Below are 17,730 nucleotides of genomic sequence, written 5' to 3'. Positions count from 1 at the left end.
GAACCGGCGGGAAGAAGTGTGGATGTCTACATCGACCAGAGGTCGTGCCACGTCGCGCCGAACCCGCGCAGCAGCATCGAGCGCAGCACCGGCAGGGACAGGCCGACGACGGCCGACGGCGCACCGTCGATCCGGGTGATGTACGCGGCCGCCCGGCCGTCGATCGTGAAGGCGCCGGCGACCTCGAGCGGTTCCCCACTCGCGACGTAGGCGTCGATCTCGTCGTCGGAGACGTCGTCGGCGAAGGTGAGCACCGCGCTGTCGACCGCGACGACGCGGTCGCCGTCGGCGACCATCGCGGACCCGCCGGGCGCGGCGTCACCGATCAGGCCGTCACCGGCCGTCGAGGCGGGCAGCGGCCGGACGGGAGGCGCGGTGCGGGGCCGACCCGCGCCTCCCGGCCGGGACGCGGTCGCGTCCACCGCCGCAGCGCGGTCCGCACGACGGTCCAGCACGCAGTGCCCGCTCCAGAGCGTCCCGCCGCCCACCGCGAGCATCTGCCGCCACCGCTCCCGCGCGACCGCCGGGTCGTGGGGCTTGCCGTAGAGCGTGCCGTCGACCTCGAAGGCGGAGTCGCCGCCGAACACGAAGCCGTCGACCGGACGTCCGGCGACCTCCGCGTCCGCGACGGCCGACGCCTTCGCGACCGCGAGGAGGGACACGAGCTCCGGCCCGGACAGCTTGCGTCCGAGCGTCGCCTCGTGTGTGGCGACCGCGGCGTCCTCGTCGACCCCCGGTGCCACGAGCACGGGCTCGATGCCAGTCTGGGCGAGCAGGGCGCGACGGGCGGGGGAGGTACTCGCGAGGTACAGACGCATGGGAACATCGAACCATGGGTGAATCCGTCGGAACGCTGCTCGAACTCGACGTCACCGGGATCGCCCACGGCGGTATCTCGGTGGCACGGCACGAGGGGCGCGTGGTCTTCGTCTCCGACGCGATCCCGGGGGAGCGCGTCACCGCACGCGTGACCGAGGACCGCAAGAAGTCGTTCTGGCGCGCGGACACCGTCTCGGTGGAGCAGCCGAGCGAGCACCGCGTCGACCACGTCTGGCCCGAGGCAGCGCTCGACCGCGACCCCGCCACCCGCGCCGGCGGTGCGGAGTTCGGCCACATCGTCCTCGCCCACCAACGACAGCTCAAGCACGACGTCCTCGTCGACGCGTTCTCGCGGTTCGCACGCACCGACCTCGCTGACGTCCTCGGGCACGACGTCACGGTCGAGGCGGTCCCCGGCGACGACGCCGCGAACGGCACCGGCTGGCGCACCCGCGTCCGACTGCACGTCGACGCGGACGGCACCCCCGGACCCTTCGCCGCCCGCTCGCACACCGTCGTCCCGGTGACGTCGCTGCCGCTCGCGAGTGCCGCCGTGCAGGAGAGCGCGCCGCTCGGCCGCAGATCGATGCCCGGTGCCTCGGTGATCGACGTCCTCGCACCGAGCGGCTCGGACGGCGCCCGGCTCGTGATCGACGAGCAGAAGCCGACCGTCGTGACCGAGGTCGTCGGGGAGCGGACGTTCGCCGTGGACGACAACGGCTTCTGGCAGGTGCACCGGCAGGCCCCCGCCGTCCTGACCGCGGCCGTGCAGGACCTCGTCGACCGCGACCGCCTCGACCCGGAGGGCCAGCACCTCGACCTCTACGGCGGGGTCGGGCTGCTCGCAGCGGCACTCGGGGACCTCGTCGGGCCGCGCGCCAAGCTCACCAGCGTGGAGGGGTCCGAGCGCGCGACCGAGCACGCGCAGGAGAACCTCGCGGAGTGGATCGGTGCCCGGGCGGAGACCGGCCGCGTGGACCGCTGGCTCGCCCGTACCGCCGCCGGCGCCTCGCAGCCCGAGCGCGCACGCCTCCGCGCCGGCACCGTCGTCCTCGACCCGCCGCGGTCCGGCGCCGGCCGCGAGGTCGCCGTCCAGATCGCCGCGCTGCAGCCCGCGCAGGTCGTCTACGTCGCGTGCGACCCGGTGGCGCTGGCCCGCGACGTGGCGACGTTCGCGGACTTCGGCTACCGGCTCGAGGCGCTCCGAGCGTTCGACCTCTTCCCGCACACCCACCACCTCGAGGCCGTCGCCCGCCTGGTGCCCGTCGCCTGACCCGTCGCCTGACACCGGGGCGACGTCGGCGCGTCCCGCCCGGGAGCCGTCGCCCGACCGGCGCGTCCCGCGGCCAGCGCCCCGAACCTGGGTCGGACCTGGGTATCCTTGCCCGGTGATGACGACCCGGTTTCAGGGGCCGGGCCGCGCATCGGAACGAGAGGCCACCGTGGCAGCAGCAACGACACCCACCACCGGGACGACCGAGGACGTGCAGACCGGGCCGGTCCGCGTCGCGATCGTCGACGACCACGAGTCCGTGCGGCTCGGCATCCAAGCCGCGTGCCAGAACGAGGGCTTCGAGGTCGTCCTCACGGCAGCGAGCGTCCCGGAGTACATCCGGGAGCTCGGGGACCGCGAGGTCGACGTCGTCGTGCTCGACCTGTCGCTCGGCGACGGCTCGACCGTGACCGAGAACGTCAAGGGGGTGCAGGGGACCGGTTCGGCCGTGCTCGTGCACTCGATCGCCGACCGCGTCGCGAACGTCCGCGAGGCACTGGCAGCCGGAGCCGCCGGTGTGATCCCGAAGTCCTCCGCGACGAAGACCGTCATGGCGGCCGTCGCGACCGTGGCCCGCGGGGACGTGCTCAACAACCTCGAGTGGGCGAGCGCCATCGACGCCGACCGGGACTTCGCGAAGGCGCAGCTCGGTCGACGCGAGCGCGAGATCCTCCACCTCTACGCCTCGGGGCTGCCGCTCAAGCTCGCCGCGCAGCAGCTCGGCATCGGCTACTCGACGGCCCGCGAGTACCTCGACCGCATCCGGGTGAAGTACGTCGAGGTGGGCCGACCGGCACCGACCAAGGTCGACCTCCTCCGCCGCGCGGTCGAGGACGGCATCCTGCCCGGCCTCGACTCGGGGATCGACCCCGACGCCGACGGCCGCTGAGCCGATGACGGTCGCGCCCGGAGCGGTACCGGCGTCCGGTGCCGGCGCGGGGTCCGGCGCTGCCTCCGGGCCCGGTGCTGCGTCGCGCGCGACCTCCGGGCCCGGTCCGGCGTCGTCCGGCGGCCCGCGGTCGTCGTCCGCCGGAGCGCCGTTCGGTGCCGACCCGTCGCGGAACGTCCGCGCGACGATCACCCAGGCATCGGTCGAGCGCGCCTTCACCATCCTCCTCGCGATGGGAGCGGTCGGACTCGGCGCCGTCGACGCACCGCAGGTGCTCGGCCAGCTTCCCTACCTGCACCCGGTGTGGGGACCGCTGACGGTCGTCGCGCTCGCCGCGTCCTTCGCGTTCGTCGGGGTCGCTGCGTTCCTGCCTCGACTCGCGCAGCCCGCACAGATCGTCTGCGCGCTGGTCTTCCTCGTCGCCCTCGTCACGTGGCCGCTCACGGTGCAGGAGCCGATCCCGCCGACCCAGCAACCGTGGCCGTGGTGGTTCATCACGATCGGGTCGACCGCGGCGGCCATGGGCTTCGCCCCGTGGCGTGCCACCGTCTACACCGCCCTCGCGCCCGCGGTCTTCGTGGTCATCCGGCTGCTCCCGATCGGTGGCGACGTCGGGGTCACCCGGGCACTGCTCGACGGCGTCTACACGGCGATCCTCAGCGGCGCCGTGCTCGTCATCGCGGTCGTGCTGCGTCGGGCGGCCACCGCGGTCGACGTCGCGCAGGCCACGGCGGTGCGTCGGTACTCGTCGGCCATCCGGGAGCACGCGACCGAGGTCGAGCGGGTGCAGGTCGACGCGATCGTGCACGACAGCGTGCTCACCACGCTGCTCTCGGCCGCGCGGGCGGAGACCGTCGACGCCAAGGCGCTGTCGGCGCGGATGGCGCGGAACGCGATCGACCACCTCGCGGCCGCAGCGTCCGACACCCCCGGCGCCGCTCCTCCGGTGTCACTCGTCGACCTCCGGTCCCGCATCTGCAGCGCCGTGTCCGCCCTCGCCGCGCCGGTGCGGCTCGTCGAGCGACGGGTCGACGCGGTCCCGCTGCCCGCCGTCGTGGCCGACGCCCTCGCCTCGGCCGCGCTGCAGGCCGCGGTGAACTCGGTGCAGCACGCCGGTGGCGCTGGTGTCGACCGCTGGATCGTCGTCGAGCAGCGCGGGCCGGGCGTCCACATCGAGGTCGTGGACGACGGAGCCGGGTTCGACCCCGCCGGGATCCCCGCCGAGCGACTCGGCGTCCGTCGGTCGATCATCGAGCGCGTCGAGGCCGTCGACGGGACCGCCGAGGTCGTCTCCGCCCCGGGCGGCGGAACGACGGTGCGGCTCGCCTGGGCGCCGGGGACGGGGGAGTCCGCGTGAAGGTCTCGCTGCCCACCGGCGTCGCGATCGGCCTCGCCGCCCTCTTCTCGCTCTACCACCTCGTCCTCGCAGCGACGACGCTGCCGCGCGTGCACGACGTCGCGCCGATCGTCGCCTGCATGCTCCTCTACGCGGCCGCCACCGGGGTCGCGCTGTTCGCCCCCGGGCGTGCCCTCCCGGTGTGGGCGGCGTGCTTCTCCCTCGCCACGGCCGTGGTCGTGCCGGTCGTCGCCGCGCCGGTCGTGGAGCTCCGCTCGGGCCCGGGGTACTCGACGTGGTGGGTCGCGGCGGTCGGCACGCTCATGGTCGTCCTCGTCGTCCGCGGGCGCGGGCCCTTCGCCTGGGTCGGCGTCGGCTTCCTGACCGTGCACACCGTCGCGTGGGCGGGACTCGGGGCGCTCGGGCAGCTCGGGGTGGCCGCCAGCGTCGGCTGGGTCGCGATCGCGGCCGTGTTCGCGAGCGCCATGAACCGGGCGACCCGGGTGCGCCGGGACTTCACGCGGGCCGAGCAGGAGACCGCGGACTGGCAGGCGGCCCAGGACGCCCACGTGTTCGAGCGGCAGTTCCGCCTCAGCCAGACGACGCGCATGGCGCTCCCGATGCTGCAGCGGATCATCGATGTGCACGGCGAGCTGTCCGAGGCCGAGCGCGACGAGTGCCTGCACCTCGAACAGGCCATCCGCGACGAGATCCGCGGTCGCTCGTTGCTCTCCGACGACGTGCGCGCGGAGGTCATGCGTCTGCGCCGGTCCGGGGCCACCGTGCAGCTGCACGACGACGGCGGGCTCGACGACCTCGAGGCTGACGACATCCGACGGATCCACGCACAGGTCGCGGACGCCCTCCGCCAGGCACGCGGTGCGGACAACGTCATCGTCCGGACGGTCGCCGAGGGTGCTGACACCGCGGTCACGGTCGTCGGCCTGCGGCTCGACTCCGCCGCGAGTGAGTCTGCGGCGCTCGGAGCCGACCTCGACGACGAGGACGGCGACGAGGACGACTCGGTGGCCCTCTGGATGGAGATCCCGCGGCACGTGGCCGTCTGAGCGGACCGCGTCCGGTCGGCGACGTCGGCGGCCCATGCGGCGGTCGAGAGGCCCGTGGCGGCTCGCCGGGTCGGCCTGTAGGCCCGTGGCGGCTCACCGGTCAGCGTGCGCCCGTCGCGGATCGCTGCGGTCGCGGGACGATGCCCTGTCGCCACGTGCCGGAGACAGCGAGCGGGCCGGAGGCGAGGAACGGGCCGGAAACGGGGAACGGGCCGGTCGGAATCCGACCGGCCCGTTCACGACCCGAGTCTGAGCGACAACCCGAATATCGCCCTGACTCGCAGCGGGCGGTGGCTTCGTACCCTAGTCGGCCACCGTCCAGCGATGTTCTTCTGTGAAGGACACCGAACACAGACAATGATGCCGACCCTGACCATGGATGTCAGTCGTCATTATGGGGGACAAATTCGCCCGATTCGGCCGACTTCCAGGAATCCTGTCCCCCGGACGAGGGGAGACCACTCGGGAAGTGCAGCCTGCAACGGGTTCCACGCCCCCCCGCGCCAGGGGTACATGGTCGCCCGCTTCCCCCCGCGAGCACAAGACCTGTCGCGCGGATCGGTCAGCGGAGCGAACGGCCCCAGGCGCCCGGGCCGTGCTCGAGCGGCTGACGCATGCCGCGTGCGGAGGCGTCCCAGCCGGAGCGCGGCGAGACGGTGACCTCGGCACGGCCGGCGGCGGCGACCTCGTCGGCCTGCCGCTGGAGGACGGCGACGACCGCAGCGAGTTCCTCCGGGGTCGGCTCGCCGGACACCACCCGCACGTCGGCGACCGACGCGGGGGCGTCGGTCGGGACGGCGGCTGCGTGCTTGCCGGTCACAGCGGGATGTTCCCGTGCTTCTTGGGCGGCAGCGAGGCACGCTTGCCGCGCAGGGCCCGCAGCGCCTTGATCACCGAGACGCGCGTGGCGTGCGGCTGGATGATCCCGTCGAGCTCGCCCCGCTCGGCCGCGAGGTACGGCGACGCCACGTTGTACGTGTACTCGTTCGCGAGCTTGGTGCGGACGGCGGCGACGTCCTCGCCCGCTTCCTCGGCGCGCTTGATCTCCGAGCGGTACAGGATGTTGACCGCACCCTGGCCGCCCATCACGGCGATCTCGGCCGTCGGCCACGCGAGGTTGATGTCCGCCCCGAGCTGCTTCGAGCCCATGACGATGTAGGCACCGCCGTAGGCCTTGCGGGTGATGACGGTCACGAGCGGCACGGTGGCCTCGGCGTAGGCGTACAGCAGCTTCGCGCCGCGGCGGATGACACCGGTCCACTCCTGGTCGGTGCCGGGCAGGTAGCCGGGGACGTCGACGAGGGTCAGGATCGGGATCCCGAACGCGTCGCAGAACCGGACGAAGCGCGCGGCCTTCTCGCCGGCGTCGATGTTCAGCGTGCCGGCCATCGCCTGCGGCTGGTTCGCGATGATGCCGACCGTGCGGCCCTCGACCCGCCCGAAGCCGACGAGGATGTTCGGCGCGAAGAGCGGCTGGACCTCGAGGAACTCGCCGTCGTCGACGACGTGCTCGATGATCGTCGTCACGTCGTACGGCTGGTTCGTCGAGTCGGGGATGACGACGTCGAGCTCGTGGTCGGCGTCGGTCGTCTCGAGCTCCGGTGCGACGTCGTACGCGGGCGCGTCGGAGAGGTTGTTGTCCGGCAGGAAGCCGATGAGGGAGCGTGCGTAGTCGAGCGCGTCCGTCTCGTCCTCGGCCAGGTAGTGCGCGACGCCCGAGACCGCGTTGTGGGTCTGCGCACCGCCGAGCTCCTCGAAGCCGACGTCCTCGCCCGTGACGGTCTTGATGACGTCCGGGCCGGTGACGAACATGTGGCTGGTCTTGTCGACCATGATCACGAAGTCGGTCAGCGCGGGGGAGTACACGGCACCGCCGGCCGCCGGACCCATCACGATCGAGATCTGCGGGATGACCCCGGACGCCTGGGTGTTCAGGCGGAAGATCTCGCCGTACTTGCCGAGCGCGACCACGCCCTCCTGGATGCGGGCGCCGCCGGAGTCGAGGATGCCGATGATCGGCACGCCGGTCTTCAGCGCGTGCTGCATGACCTTGATGATCTTCTCGCCGGCGACCTCGCCGAGGGAGCCGCCGAAGACCGTGAAGTCCTGCGCGTAGACCGCGACGCTCCGGCCGTGGATCGTGCCGACGCCCGTGACGACCGCGTCGCCGTACGGCCGCTTGGCGTCCATGCCGAACGCCGTGGTGCGGTGCCGGACGAACTCGTCGAACTCCACGAAGGAGTTGTCGTCGAGGAGCTGTTCGATGCGCTCCCGGGCGGTGCCCTTGCCCTTCGCGTGCTGCTTCGCGATGGCTGCCTCGCCCGCGGCGGTCACGGCTTCGTGGTACCGGTCGCGGAGGTCGGCGAGCCGGCCGGCGGTCGTCGAGAGATCGGGGGTGTCACCTTGAGTCACCCGCTCACCCTACCGGCGGCCCCCACGCCCACGGTTGGAGGTCGTCCACGGTTCCTGCCCGTAGATTGCGTGCATGTCCACACCCGCGTCGTCGTTCCCGGTCACCCGCTCCCAGGTCGAGGCAGACGGGGCGACCCTCGTGGTCCCGGCGACGACCGGCTCCACGAACGCGGACCTCCTCGCCGCCGCTGCTGACCTGCCGCACGGCAGCGTCGTCGCGACCCTCGACCAGACCGCCGGGCGAGGGCGGCTCGACCGCTCCTGGTCGGCCGCGGCCGGACAGTCGCTCGCGGCGAGCCTGCTCGTCCGCGCCGACCTCGACGACCGCTCGCGCGGCTGGTTGCCGCTCGTCGCCGGACGAGCGATGCGCGACGCGGTGTCCGCCCGCCTGGGCGGCGGGGCGGGGGCGAGCCGTGCCTCCAGGCCGGTCGTCGAGGTGAAGTGGCCGAACGACGTGCACGTCGACGAGCGCAAGGTGTGCGGCATCCTCTGCCAGGTCGCGTCCGACGGCAGCGTCGTCGTCGGCGCCGGTGTGAACCTCACGATCCCCGCGGACGGGCTGCCGACGCCCACCGCGACCTCGCTCGCGGTGGCGGGTGCCCACGGCTCGGCGTCGGAGCTCGCCGACGCGGTGCTCGTGGACTTCCGGGCGGCCGTCCTGGAGGCGGTGGTCGCCCTCTCGACGGGCGGCGCGGCCGCCGAGGCGGTCCGGGCGGACGTCCGTGCCGCGTGCGGCACGATCGGTCGCCGCATCCGCCTGGAGCTGCCCGACGGGACCGTCGAGGAGGCGGACGCCGTCGGCGTCGACGACGACGGCCGCATCACGATCCGGCACCGGGACGGTGCGGCCAGGGGCGTCGCGGTCGGCGACGTCACGCACCTGCGCTATGCATGAGGGCATGACCGCCGAGCCGCCCCCGGAACGGGTCGTCGCCCGGCTCCGGCCGCATGCGCGACGGCTCGTCCGTCCAGCGGTCTTCGTCGTGCTGGTGACGGCGGCCGGGGGCTTCGGCTTCGGGGTGTTCCGCGCCCAGCTCGCCTGGCTCAACGTCGTCGTGGCACTCGTCACGCTGCTGCTCGTCGTGCTCGGCGGCCTCGTGCCGCTCGTCCGCTGGATGTCGCAGCGCTACGTGCTCACCACGCGTCGGCTCGTGGTGGTGCACGGTCTCGGCACCAGGACGCGTCGTGAGCTGCTGCACGCGCGCGGGTACGACGTCACGGTGCGCCGCCGCGGCCTGCAGGGGGTGTTCCGCTCCGGGGACGTCCTGGTCTTCCCCGGTGACGACCCGGTCGTGGTGCTCGCGGACGTGCCGCACGCGGACCTCGTCGTCGCGGTGCTGCACGACCTCGTCGAGGCGTACGAGGCGCGGCGGCGGCACCGCGAGCCGGACTGGGACGAGATCGTCGGCGGGGCCGACCGGCCGCCGTGGGGGGACGTCCGCGCCTGACCCGGGCGACCAGCCGTCACGTTCCGCCGTGCCGTACGCACGGCGTTCGGTGTACGGACACGCAGGAACCGGTACCGTCTTCCCGTGCGTATCTCTGTCATCGGCTGCGGTTACCTCGGTGCCGTGCACGCCGCCTCCATGGCCAAGCTCGGGCACGACGTCGTCGCGGTGGACGTCGACCCGGCGAAGATCGAGCGACTCGCGGCGGGCGAGGCCCCCTTCTTCGAGCCCGGACTGCCGGAGATCCTGACGGAGGCGCTCGCCTCCGGCCGCATCCGGTTCACCACGGACATGGCCGAGGTCGCCGGTGCCACCGTGCACTTCCTCGCCGTCGGCACGCCGCAGGGCCCGACGGGGGCCGCGGACCTCACCTACGTCGACGCTGCGGTCGCGTCGCTCATCCCGTACCTCTCGGCCGGGCAGTACGTCGTCGGCAAGTCCACCGTGCCGGTGGGCACCGCGGCTCGGCTCGCGGCCGAGGTCGAGCCGGCCGTCCCCGGCGCCACGCTCGTCTGGAACCCGGAGTTCCTGCGCGAGGGCTTCGCCGTGCAGGACACCATCTCGCCCGACCGGCTCGTCTACGGCGTCCCGGCCGGCGAAGCGGGGGAGCGGGCCACTGCCGTCCTCGACGAGGTCTACGCCACGGCGCTCGCCGAGGGGACCCCGCGGCTCGTCGTCGACCTGCCCACCGCGGAACTCGTCAAGGTCAGCGCGAACGCCTTCCTCGCGACGAAGATCTCCTTCATCAACGCGATGGCCGAGATCGCCGAGGTCGTCGGTGCCGACGTCACCGCGCTCGCCGACGCGATCGGGCACGACGCCCGCATCGGCCGCAAGTTCCTCAACGCCGGGCTCGGCTTCGGCGGTGGGTGCCTGCCGAAGGACATCCGCGCGTTCCAGGCCCGCGCCGACGAGCTCGGCGTGCCGGAGTCGCTCGCGTTCCTCGCCGACGTCGACGCCATCAACCTCCGCCGCCGCGACCACGTCGTCTCCCTTGCGCAGGAGCTCCTCGGCGGTGACGTCACCGGCAAGCGGGTCGCCGTGCTCGGACTCGCGTTCAAGCCGAACTCCGACGACGTCCGCGACTCCCCGTCGCTCGACATCGCCGGTCGGCTGCAGGCGCTCGGCGCGCAGGTCGCCGCGTACGACCCCGAAGCGGTCGTCACGGCACGCCGGGTCCGGCCCGAGCTCGACTACGTCGAGACGGCTGCGGACGCCCTCCGCGGTGCCGAGCTCGTCCTCGTGCTCACCGAGTGGAACGAGTTCCGCGAACTCGACCCGACCGCGGTCGCCGCGCTCGTCGCCGAGCAGGTCGTGGTCGACGGCCGCAACTGTCTCGACCGCGACGCCTGGACGGCGGCCGGGTTCACGGTCCGCGGCATGGGTCGCTGAGCCCAGCGGCATGCGGGACCGGATCAGCACCTTCCTCGTCAGCGGACTCCGCGGGCGCGACTGGGCGACGCCCGTCGTGCTCGCGGCGACGCTGTTCCTGCTGCTCGCGTCCGTCGCGCGGTGCTTCTCCGGGCTGCCGCTGAGCAGCGCCGACGAGCCGGCACACGTCGACTACGCGCTGCGGGTCTGGCAGGGGCAACTCCCGCAGCTGCTCGACGGCGTCCGGTTCCGCCCGGGCTTCGGTCCGACCCCGCCCGTGCAGTGGGTCGCGCAGCACCCGCCGCTCTTCTACCTCCTGCTCGCGCCGATCGTCGGGCCGCTCGTCGACAGCGGTCATCCCCTGCAGGCGGTGCTCGCCGGACGGCTCGTCGACGCCGCGCTCGTCGCCCTCGTGGTGCCAGCCGCTGCCTGGGCCGCTGCGCGCTGCTTCCCGGGGGCGCGCCGCCTGCCCGCGACGGTGGCCGTCGTCGCGGCGTCCACCCCGCTCCTGGTCGTCCAGGGCGGGGTCGTCTACAACGACTCGCTGTCCGCCCTCGTCGGGGTCCTCGGCTGCGGCGTCGCCGGTGCGGCCCTGCGGTCCGGCGTGACGACGCGGCTGCTCGTGTGGGGTTCGGTCGTGGCCGCTGCCGGCATGACCACGCGACTGTCGTTCGCCCTCTGGTTCGTCGCGATCGTGGTGGCGTTCCTGCTCGCGCGGTCGATCAGCGTCCCACGACTCCGCGGTGTGTGGGGACGGGTGCTCGTCGCACTCGGTCCGGTGATCGCCGCGGCGGCCGCGTCCGGGTGGTTCTACATCCGGAACGAGATCCTCACCGGGAGCTTCAGCGGTCGACCGAAGCCGTGGCCGGGCTCGACGCCCCGGCCCAAGATCCCGGAGTCGGTCGTCGTCCGGACGAAGGGGTTCTGGCAGCAGCTCGGGGCGCTGTACCGTGGCGCGCTCGACGTCAACGGTGCCCTGCCGTGGGTCCTCCTGCTCGTCCCCGTGGTCCTCGCGCTGGCCGGACTCGTCGTCGTCGCGGTCATCGTGCTCCGGCGTCGGCTGACGGCAGCCGGGCGGGTGTCCGACGGCGAGCGCTGGCCTCGGGCTCTCGTGGTGGCGATGTTCGTCGTGGTGCTGCTGCTGTACGTCGTCGTGGAGATCCGGTACGTCGCGGGCGGCGGAGCCCCGAACAGCCGGTACACGCTCGGCGTCCTGATGCCGGTGCTGCTCGCCGTCGCGGCTGGGCTCCGGTGCGTCGAGCGCGCGGCGGTCGTGCTCGTCCCGGCGTGGTCGCTGACCGCCGCGGTCGCGATCTGGTCCCTCTTCGACGAGGGCGGCAACGCCCTGGTGGCGCACTCCGGCACCATCGTCGTCGTCGCGTCCGTCGCTGCCGGTGTTCTCGGGGTCCTGACCCTCGTGCTCTTCGTCGTCGGCGAGCTCCGGACGGCGTGGTCGCGCGGCGGGACCGGCGCGGCCGGGGCCGACGACGCGGACCGGACTCAGCGCACCGCAGCTCGGAGCACGGCGCGGTAGCGCTCGCCGATCCGCTCGGTGGAGAACTCGGCAGCGGACGCCACCGCGCGCTCCTGGTACCGGGTGCGCGCCGCGGCGTCGGTCAGCACTCGGTGGAGCGCCGCACGGAGCGCGGCCACGTCGCCCGGCGGGACGAGGAGCCCCGACTCGTCGTCCGTGACGACGTCGCGGATCCCGGGCAGGTCGCTGGCGACGATCGCGGAACCGACCGCCGCGGCCTCGAGCAGCGTCACCGGTAGTCCCTCCTGGTCGCCGTTCGCCGCCGGGATCGACGGCACCGCGACGACCGTGGCGGACGCCAGCGTGTCGAGGACCTCGGAGCGCCCGCGCTGGCCGGTGAAGGTCACGGGGAGTCCGGACGCCTGACGCTCGAGCTGGGCCCGGTACGGACCGTCGCCGACGACGGTGAGTCGCCAGGGGACGTCGTCGCCGAGGCCGCGGAGGGCCTCGAGCAGGTTGCCGAAGCCCTTCTTCTCGACGAGGCGACCCACCGCCACCACGTGGTGCTCCTGGGGAGCTGTGCGGGCGCGGGCAGCGCGGGCCGGCCCGAGGTCGACGCCCATCGGGATCACGCTCGAGCGGTCCTCGGGCACGCCCCAGGCCGTGAGACGGTCGCGCATCTCGGAGTTCACCGTCGTGACGTGCGCGGCGCGGCCGAAGATCCAGCGCTTCAGCCGCACCAGCGGGGCCGCCCGCAGGGCGTAGATGTCCCCGCCGTGGGTCGTGACGACGAGCGGCACACCCGGTGCGGCGAGGGTGGCGACGAGCCCCTGCGGGATCGCCCAGTGCGCGTGGATGACGTCCGGTCGGCCGGAGCGCACCGCGGCGCGGACCGCCCGGTACTGCGCGAACACGAGCGCCGGGACCTGGACGAGTCGCGTGCGCCGCTCCTTGAGGTTGTCGAGGATGGCGCCGTCAGCGAGGTCCTCGAAGGCCTTCGGGAAGTACGGGAACCGCCGGACGTGCACCGCGCCGATCGTCTCGCGTGCCGCACCCTCGGGGACACGCGGCGTGAGCACGAGCGTGTCGAACTCGGTGGCCTCCTGGTGGGCGAGGTCGAGCACGAACGCGGGGACCCCGTCGTCCGGACGGGCCGGGAAGGTCGATCCGAGGACGAGCAGACGAGGGCGGGAGCTGCGGGACAAGGAGGCCTTTCCGGGGTGGTGCCGGGTGGGACCGGTAGGCTCTCGACCCGTGCGCGTACTGATCCACAATAGCGATTCGCCCCACAACCGAGGCGACCGAGCGATCCTCGCCGGCAACGTCGAGCTCGTCCGCCGCCGGTGGCCCGACGCCGAGATCGTCTCGCTCTCGCAGTACCCCGAGCGGGACGGCGAGTGGTTCGGGATCCGGTTCCTGCCGGTCTCGCCGTACAGCACCGGTGTCGGCGACCTCGTCGCCCTGCTCCGCGCCGCCCGTGGCGCGGACGTGGTGCTCTGGGGCGGCGGCGAGATCCTCAAGGACTACACGAACAAGCTCGGCCTCGTGTACTGGTTCGGCAAGATGCTGCTCGTCCGCGCGGTCAACCGGAACCTCGTCGGGGCGTTCCAGGGCATCGGCCCGACGTCGGCGGGCGTCAGCAAGCGCCTCATCCGCGCGACCGCCGACCTGTGCCGGTCCTTCGCCGTCCGTGACGACGAGTCGCGCGAGAAGCTCCTCGCCTGGGGCGTCCGCACCCCGGTCGTGTCGTCCTTCGACCCCGCCGTCGTCGGTACGGTCGCACAGCCGGACGTCGACGTCCTCGAGCGGCTCGAGCGCTCCACCGGACTCACCGCCGACCGGCTCGAGGGCTCGATCGGCTTCGGTGTCCGCCGCTGGTTCCACTACAAGCGCAGCGGGTGGATCCCGTTCCGCTTCCTGCCGAAGCGGTTCCGCCAGACCGGCGTGGACAGCGACCGACTCGTGACGTACCGCCAGGCGCTCGCCGACCTGGCCGACCGGCAGGTGGAGCGCTGGGACGCCGACGTCGTCTTCTACCCGATGCACATGGAGGCATCCGAGGGTGACGCCGCCTTCGCGCGCGAGGTCATCGCGCTCATGCGTCACGGCGACCGCACCCACGTGGTCGAGGCCGACGTCTTCTCGCCAGCCGAGTACGCGGGCCTCATGTCGCGCAGCCGGCTGTTCCTCGCGAGCCGGCTCCACTCGGCGATCGTCGGCACGATCGCCGGCGTCCCGGCCGCCGTCCTCTACTACGTCGACAAGGGCCGACTGTTCTTCGAGCAGATGGGCCAGCAGGCCTACTCGAAGCCGATCGAGTCGGCGCTCGAGCCGGGCTTCGTCGACGACGTGACGGCGCTCCTCGAGGACCTCGACGCACAGCGCGACACGGTCACGGCCCAGCTCGCGGAGGGCGTCGCGTCGATGGCCACGCGTCTGGACGCCGACTTCGCGGTGGCGACGCGCGGGATCGAGTCGCGTACCGGTCGCTGACGCGACCGCGACCGGATGGGAGGCGCGGTGCCAGCCGGCACCGCGCCTCCCGTCGGTCGTCCCGCCCGTCGACGGGCCCGACCCGGCTCAGTCGCGTCGGGTCGCCATCTTCTTGAGGTTCGTCATCGTGCTGCGGTAGACGTCCTGGTCGCCGGGGAGCGGACCGCTCGACGCCCACTGCCAGAACGAGTAGTTCTTCCAGCTGTTGCCGACCGTGCCCGGGTTGGTGAAGTCCTTCACCGGGTAGAGCGCCACGAACAGCGGGTTGTCCTGGAACTGGCTGCTGTTGTTCGTGCAGCGCTTCCACCAGTCCGTCGTCGTGTAGATCAGCGGGTACCGCCCGATCTTCTTGTACACGGTGTTCGAGAAGTCCTTGATCCAGCTCCGCATGTCCGCCCACGACTTCCCGTAGCAGACGCCCTGCGACGCACTGCCGTACTCGATGTCGAGCAGCGGCGGCAGCGTGAGGCCGTCGGCGCTCCAGCCGCCGCCGTTCTTGAAGAAGAAGTTCGCGGTCGCGGCTCCGCTCGCCTGGCTCGGCTGCGCGTAGACGTAGCCGCCGCGGATGATGTTGCGCGTGCGGGCGGTGGCGTAGTGCTCCTTGTACACCGGGCTGACGTAGGAGACGCCCTCGGTCGCCTTGATGTACGCGAACCGCGCCCCCGCGTTGTACGCGTTGCGGAAGTTCACGTTCGGCTGCCACGCGCTGATGTCGAAGCCCTGGATCTTGCCGGGGGGCGGACCGCCGGCGGTGGCGGCCTGGGCGGTCGCCTGTGTGCGGGCGCCCGCCGCCGACGAGGCCTGCGGCACCACCGTCGTGAGTTCCCGCTCCCCGGCGAAGCGGGCGATCCCGGCGCCCATCTGGTGGTTGCCGGTCCGGTCCATCTCGGCGATGGACGTCGTCGTGTCGGTGGACCCCGCCGTCGGTGTCGCTGTCGGTGTCGCTGTCGCCGTCGCCGTCGCCGTCGGTGTCGCCGTCGCTGTCGCCGTCGCTGTCGGCGTCGGTGTCGCTGTCGGTGTCGTCTCGGCGTGTGCCTGACCGGTTCCCAGCACGAGTGCCCCGGCCACGACCGCAGCCACCCCGATGCCGATCGACCTGCTCCTGGTGGCGCGCATGCGGTCCACCCCTCCTCGTCGAGTCGGCGCAGGGCCCTGTCATCCCCGCGCCACGTCCGAGCGATGCTACCCGACACGTGACGGAGAGCCGGGCGGACCGCGTGCTGCGGCCTGGGTCGGTGAGAGGCGTCGCCCCGTGGATGCGAAGATGGCTGACGTGACCGTGACGACGCCAGCCGCCCGCGAGGCGCTCGACCTCCACTTCGAGCGGCACCACGAGCGCACGACCAGTCGTCGCCGCACGGTGCTCGCGTTCGCGTCCATGGCGGCCGTCCTCGTCCTCGGCATCGGACTCACGGCCGCCGTCGGCTACCACCAGCGGCTCGGCGTCACGAACGTCGACGGCATCTCGTACATGTCGATCGCACGCGACTACGCGAACGGGTGGTTCGGGGACGCGGTCAACGCCTACTGGTCGCCGATGGTGTCGTGGCTCATGGCACCGCTCGTGGCCGTGGGGCTCGGGCTGCCGTCCGCGTTCCTCGTCGTCAACCTCGCAGCGGCGACCGTCGTGCTCGGGGTGGGCGGGTGGGTGGTCTGGTCGCAGGTCCACCGGGTCGTCCCGGCGCTCGTGTACATGGTCGCGGCCATCCCCGCGCTGATGGCCACCGTCTCGGTGCAGACCCCCGACCTGCTCGTGGTCGCGTGGATCGTCCTCTGGCTCTGGGCCCTCCGCTGGGCCGACCGCGTCCGGACCGGTTCCCTCCGGATCCGGATCGTCGTCGGCGTCGTCCTCGGCATCGCGATCGCCGCCGGCTACTTCGTCAAGCTGTTCCTGGTCCCGGTGGTGATCGGGTCGTTCGTCGTCTGGATGCTCCTCCGTGCGTGGTCCGCGGCACGGCGTCGCGAGCCGGCGTTCCGCTGGTGGCCGACCGCGGCGACGGCGGTGGTCGTGGCGGTGGTCGTGGCGGCTCCGTGGGTCGGCGCCCTCACGCACAAGTACGGGTACCCGACGCTCGGGTCGTCGCTCGACGTGAACATCAGCTCGAAGTTCGACGCCGGGTCACGGTCGGGCGACTGGCCGTGGCTGCCGGTGCCGCCGAACCCGCACGCGGTCACGGCGAACGAGGACTTCACCAAGTCGGTCTACATGCAGGGCGTCGCCGAGAACCCCGACCCGAGCGCCTCCACCGCGCCGACGACGAGCGAGCCGTCCGCCGACGCCGCACCGACCGTGACGAAGGAGTCGGGGCTCCTCGCCCGCGCGCAGTACTACGTGCAGCAGCGGGTCTTCGCGTTCCCCTTCTACCTCAACCGCATCGCCTCGTTCGCGCCCTTCGCCGTGCCGATCGGCCTGCTCTTCACGGCAGCCCTCGTCGTCGGGGTCGTCCGCTTCCGCCGGTACGCGTTCGCCTGTCTCACCGCCGCGACCGCGCTCGTCTACTTCGTCGGGTACGCCCTCATCACCTCGTCGTCGAGCGGGGGTGGCAACCCGCGGTACTACTGGCCGCTGTTCTACGTCTCGACCCTCCTCGCCGCGCTCATGCTGCCGACTGTGTGGCGCTTCGTCCGGCGGCGTGGGGTCCTCCGCATCGTCGTCGCGTGCATCGGGATCGCCGTCGTGCCGCTGGCGTCCTTCTCGCAGAACTGGTTGGGACACCCCGCACCGTTCGTGGCGTCGGTGGCGAGTGCCGAGCCACTCGACGTGACCGGTCCGACGCAGGTGCCCGAACTCGTCCGGCTGGCGGACGAGATCACCGCGAGCGGGGTGTTGCCGCCCGGGTCGAACGTCGTGGGCACCAACACGCGCGGGCTCGCATCGCTCGCGTTCCTCACCGACACCCGGATGTTCGGGCGCTCGGGGCAGGGGTACAACTACACGTCGGCGGCGCAGCGCGCGGTGTTCCGTGAGCAGGGCATCCGGTACTTCTTCCAGTACGACCCCGCTGAACGCGCCGAGCGGGACTACTCGGGCGCGGGCACGCTCGTCGGGACGTTCACCGCGGTCATCCCGTGCACGGGGGACACCTCGAGCGACCGGACGCGGCCATGCCGCGTCGAGATCATCCGGCTCGACGGCTGAGCGGCGAGG

16 protein-coding genes are annotated in these 17,730 nt (G+C 72.8%); 11 read left to right on the top strand and 5 right to left on the bottom strand.

The annotated features are described in order from the left end of the window. Window positions 1–26: 26 nt before the first annotated feature. On the bottom strand, window positions 27–818 hold the full coding sequence (locus tag ACRQ4C_RS11550) for a Maf family protein (RefSeq protein WP_439688745.1): 792 nt from the start codon (window positions 816–818) through the stop codon (window positions 27–29). 14 nt (window positions 819–832) lie between these two features. On the opposite strand from ACRQ4C_RS11550, the gene ACRQ4C_RS11545 reads away from it, so the two are divergent. From ACRQ4C_RS11545 to ACRQ4C_RS11530, 4 genes are all read left to right on the top strand, one after another. After that, window positions 833–2,092: a class I SAM-dependent RNA methyltransferase gene (locus ACRQ4C_RS11545; protein WP_439688744.1), complete on the top strand. Its 1,260-nt coding sequence runs from the start codon at window positions 833–835 to the stop codon at window positions 2,090–2,092. 118 nt (window positions 2,093–2,210) lie between these two features. Beyond that, a complete protein-coding gene (locus ACRQ4C_RS11540) occupies window positions 2,211–2,981 on the top strand; it encodes a response regulator transcription factor (RefSeq protein ID WP_400413356.1) in 771 nt (256 codons plus the stop codon). Between the two features lie 4 nt (window positions 2,982–2,985). Beyond that, complete coding sequence (locus ACRQ4C_RS11535; protein WP_439688743.1) at window positions 2,986–4,338, top strand: sensor histidine kinase; 1,353 nt, start codon at window positions 2,986–2,988, stop codon at window positions 4,336–4,338. After that, entirely contained in the window at window positions 4,335–5,384 is a 1,050-nt protein-coding gene (locus tag ACRQ4C_RS11530; RefSeq protein ID WP_439688742.1) for a hypothetical protein, read from the top strand. The genes ACRQ4C_RS11535 and ACRQ4C_RS11530 overlap by 4 nt, the downstream gene beginning before the upstream one ends. 562 nt (window positions 5,385–5,946) lie before the next feature. Here the strand turns inward: ACRQ4C_RS11530 and ACRQ4C_RS11525 are convergent. Both ACRQ4C_RS11525 and ACRQ4C_RS11520 read right to left on the bottom strand, forming a co-directional pair. Further along, the gene (locus ACRQ4C_RS11525; RefSeq protein WP_439688741.1) at window positions 5,947–6,204 is read right to left on the bottom strand and encodes an acyl-CoA carboxylase subunit epsilon; all 258 of its coding nucleotides are present in this window, start codon (window positions 6,202–6,204) and stop codon (window positions 5,947–5,949) included. Then, a complete protein-coding gene (locus ACRQ4C_RS11520) occupies window positions 6,201–7,796 on the bottom strand; it encodes an acyl-CoA carboxylase subunit beta (protein ID WP_290131323.1) in 1,596 nt (531 codons plus the stop codon). Before ACRQ4C_RS11520 ends, ACRQ4C_RS11525 begins: the two co-directional genes overlap by 4 nt. Before the next feature lie 73 nt (window positions 7,797–7,869). Between ACRQ4C_RS11520 and ACRQ4C_RS11515 the strand changes: the two genes are divergently transcribed. From ACRQ4C_RS11515 to ACRQ4C_RS11500, 4 genes are all read left to right on the top strand, one after another. After that, a complete protein-coding gene (locus ACRQ4C_RS11515; RefSeq protein WP_439688740.1) occupies window positions 7,870–8,691 on the top strand; it encodes a biotin--[acetyl-CoA-carboxylase] ligase in 822 nt (273 codons plus the stop codon). Between the two features lie 4 nt (window positions 8,692–8,695). Beyond that, window positions 8,696–9,244 (top strand): PH domain-containing protein, encoded by a 549-nt coding sequence (locus tag ACRQ4C_RS11510; RefSeq protein ID WP_400413369.1) that lies wholly within the window; start codon window positions 8,696–8,698, stop codon window positions 9,242–9,244. A gap of 84 nt (window positions 9,245–9,328) precedes the next feature. Beyond that, window positions 9,329–10,636, top strand: coding sequence for a UDP-glucose dehydrogenase family protein (locus ACRQ4C_RS11505; RefSeq protein WP_439688739.1), 1,308 nt, complete (start codon window positions 9,329–9,331; stop codon window positions 10,634–10,636). A 10-nt stretch (window positions 10,637–10,646) separates the two neighbouring features. Continuing rightward, entirely contained in the window at window positions 10,647–12,149 is a 1,503-nt protein-coding gene (locus ACRQ4C_RS11500; RefSeq protein WP_439688738.1) for a hypothetical protein, read from the top strand. Here ACRQ4C_RS11500 and ACRQ4C_RS11495 read toward each other — a convergent pair. Beyond that, entirely contained in the window at window positions 12,116–13,294 is a 1,179-nt protein-coding gene (locus ACRQ4C_RS11495; protein WP_439688737.1) for a glycosyltransferase, read from the bottom strand. The two genes, ACRQ4C_RS11500 and ACRQ4C_RS11495, sit on opposite strands and share 34 nt — an antisense overlap. Window positions 13,295–13,343: 49 nt before the next feature. Here ACRQ4C_RS11495 and ACRQ4C_RS11490 point away from each other — a divergent pair, with 49 nt between their 5' ends. Then, window positions 13,344–14,582 (top strand): polysaccharide pyruvyl transferase family protein, encoded by a 1,239-nt coding sequence (locus ACRQ4C_RS11490; RefSeq protein WP_439688736.1) that lies wholly within the window; start codon window positions 13,344–13,346, stop codon window positions 14,580–14,582. Window positions 14,583–14,669: 87 nt separating this feature from the next. On the opposite strand, the gene ACRQ4C_RS11485 is transcribed toward ACRQ4C_RS11490, so the two are convergent. Next, window positions 14,670–15,467 (bottom strand): GH25 family lysozyme, encoded by a 798-nt coding sequence (locus ACRQ4C_RS11485; protein ID WP_439688735.1) that lies wholly within the window; start codon window positions 15,465–15,467, stop codon window positions 14,670–14,672. A gap of 7 nt (window positions 15,468–15,474) precedes the next feature. Between ACRQ4C_RS11485 and ACRQ4C_RS11480 the strand changes: the two genes are divergently transcribed. Both ACRQ4C_RS11480 and ACRQ4C_RS11475 read left to right on the top strand, forming a co-directional pair. Then, entirely contained in the window at window positions 15,475–15,621 is a 147-nt protein-coding gene (locus ACRQ4C_RS11480) for a hypothetical protein (protein WP_439688734.1), read from the top strand. Between the two features lie 225 nt (window positions 15,622–15,846). Further along, entirely contained in the window at window positions 15,847–17,721 is a 1,875-nt protein-coding gene (locus ACRQ4C_RS11475) for a hypothetical protein (protein ID WP_439688733.1), read from the top strand. Window positions 17,722–17,730 lie beyond the last annotated feature (9 nt).

Origin of the sequence: Curtobacterium sp. SP.BCp, from assembly GCF_051903255.1 — a bacterium.
Classification (GTDB): Bacteria; Actinomycetota; Actinomycetes; order Actinomycetales; family Microbacteriaceae; genus Curtobacterium.
This window is presented reverse-complemented; position numbering and strand designations above follow the sequence as displayed.

What these genes read in the sequence shown, in the direction of transcription:
- ACRQ4C_RS11475 (WP_439688733.1), top strand. Translation starts at nt 15,847, where the DNA reads ATGGCTGACGTGACCGTGACGACGCCAGCCGCCCGCGAGGCGCTCGAC.
- ACRQ4C_RS11540 (WP_400413356.1), top strand. Translation starts at nt 2,211, where the DNA reads ATGACGACCCGGTTTCAGGGGCCGGGCCGCGCATCGGAACGAGAGGCC.
- ACRQ4C_RS11500 (WP_439688738.1), top strand. Translation starts at nt 10,647, where the DNA reads ATGCGGGACCGGATCAGCACCTTCCTCGTCAGCGGACTCCGCGGGCGC.
- ACRQ4C_RS11480 (WP_439688734.1), top strand. Translation starts at nt 15,475, where the DNA reads ATGGACGTCGTCGTGTCGGTGGACCCCGCCGTCGGTGTCGCTGTCGGT.
- ACRQ4C_RS11510 (WP_400413369.1), top strand. Translation starts at nt 8,696, where the DNA reads ATGACCGCCGAGCCGCCCCCGGAACGGGTCGTCGCCCGGCTCCGGCCG.
- ACRQ4C_RS11550 (WP_439688745.1), bottom strand. Translation starts at nt 818, where the DNA reads ATGCGTCTGTACCTCGCGAGTACCTCCCCCGCCCGTCGCGCCCTGCTC.
- ACRQ4C_RS11485 (WP_439688735.1), bottom strand. Translation starts at nt 15,467, where the DNA reads ATGGACCGGACCGGCAACCACCAGATGGGCGCCGGGATCGCCCGCTTC.
- ACRQ4C_RS11545 (WP_439688744.1), top strand. Translation starts at nt 833, where the DNA reads ATGGGTGAATCCGTCGGAACGCTGCTCGAACTCGACGTCACCGGGATC.
- ACRQ4C_RS11535 (WP_439688743.1), top strand. Translation starts at nt 2,986, where the DNA reads ATGACGGTCGCGCCCGGAGCGGTACCGGCGTCCGGTGCCGGCGCGGGG.
- ACRQ4C_RS11515 (WP_439688740.1), top strand. Translation starts at nt 7,870, where the DNA reads ATGTCCACACCCGCGTCGTCGTTCCCGGTCACCCGCTCCCAGGTCGAG.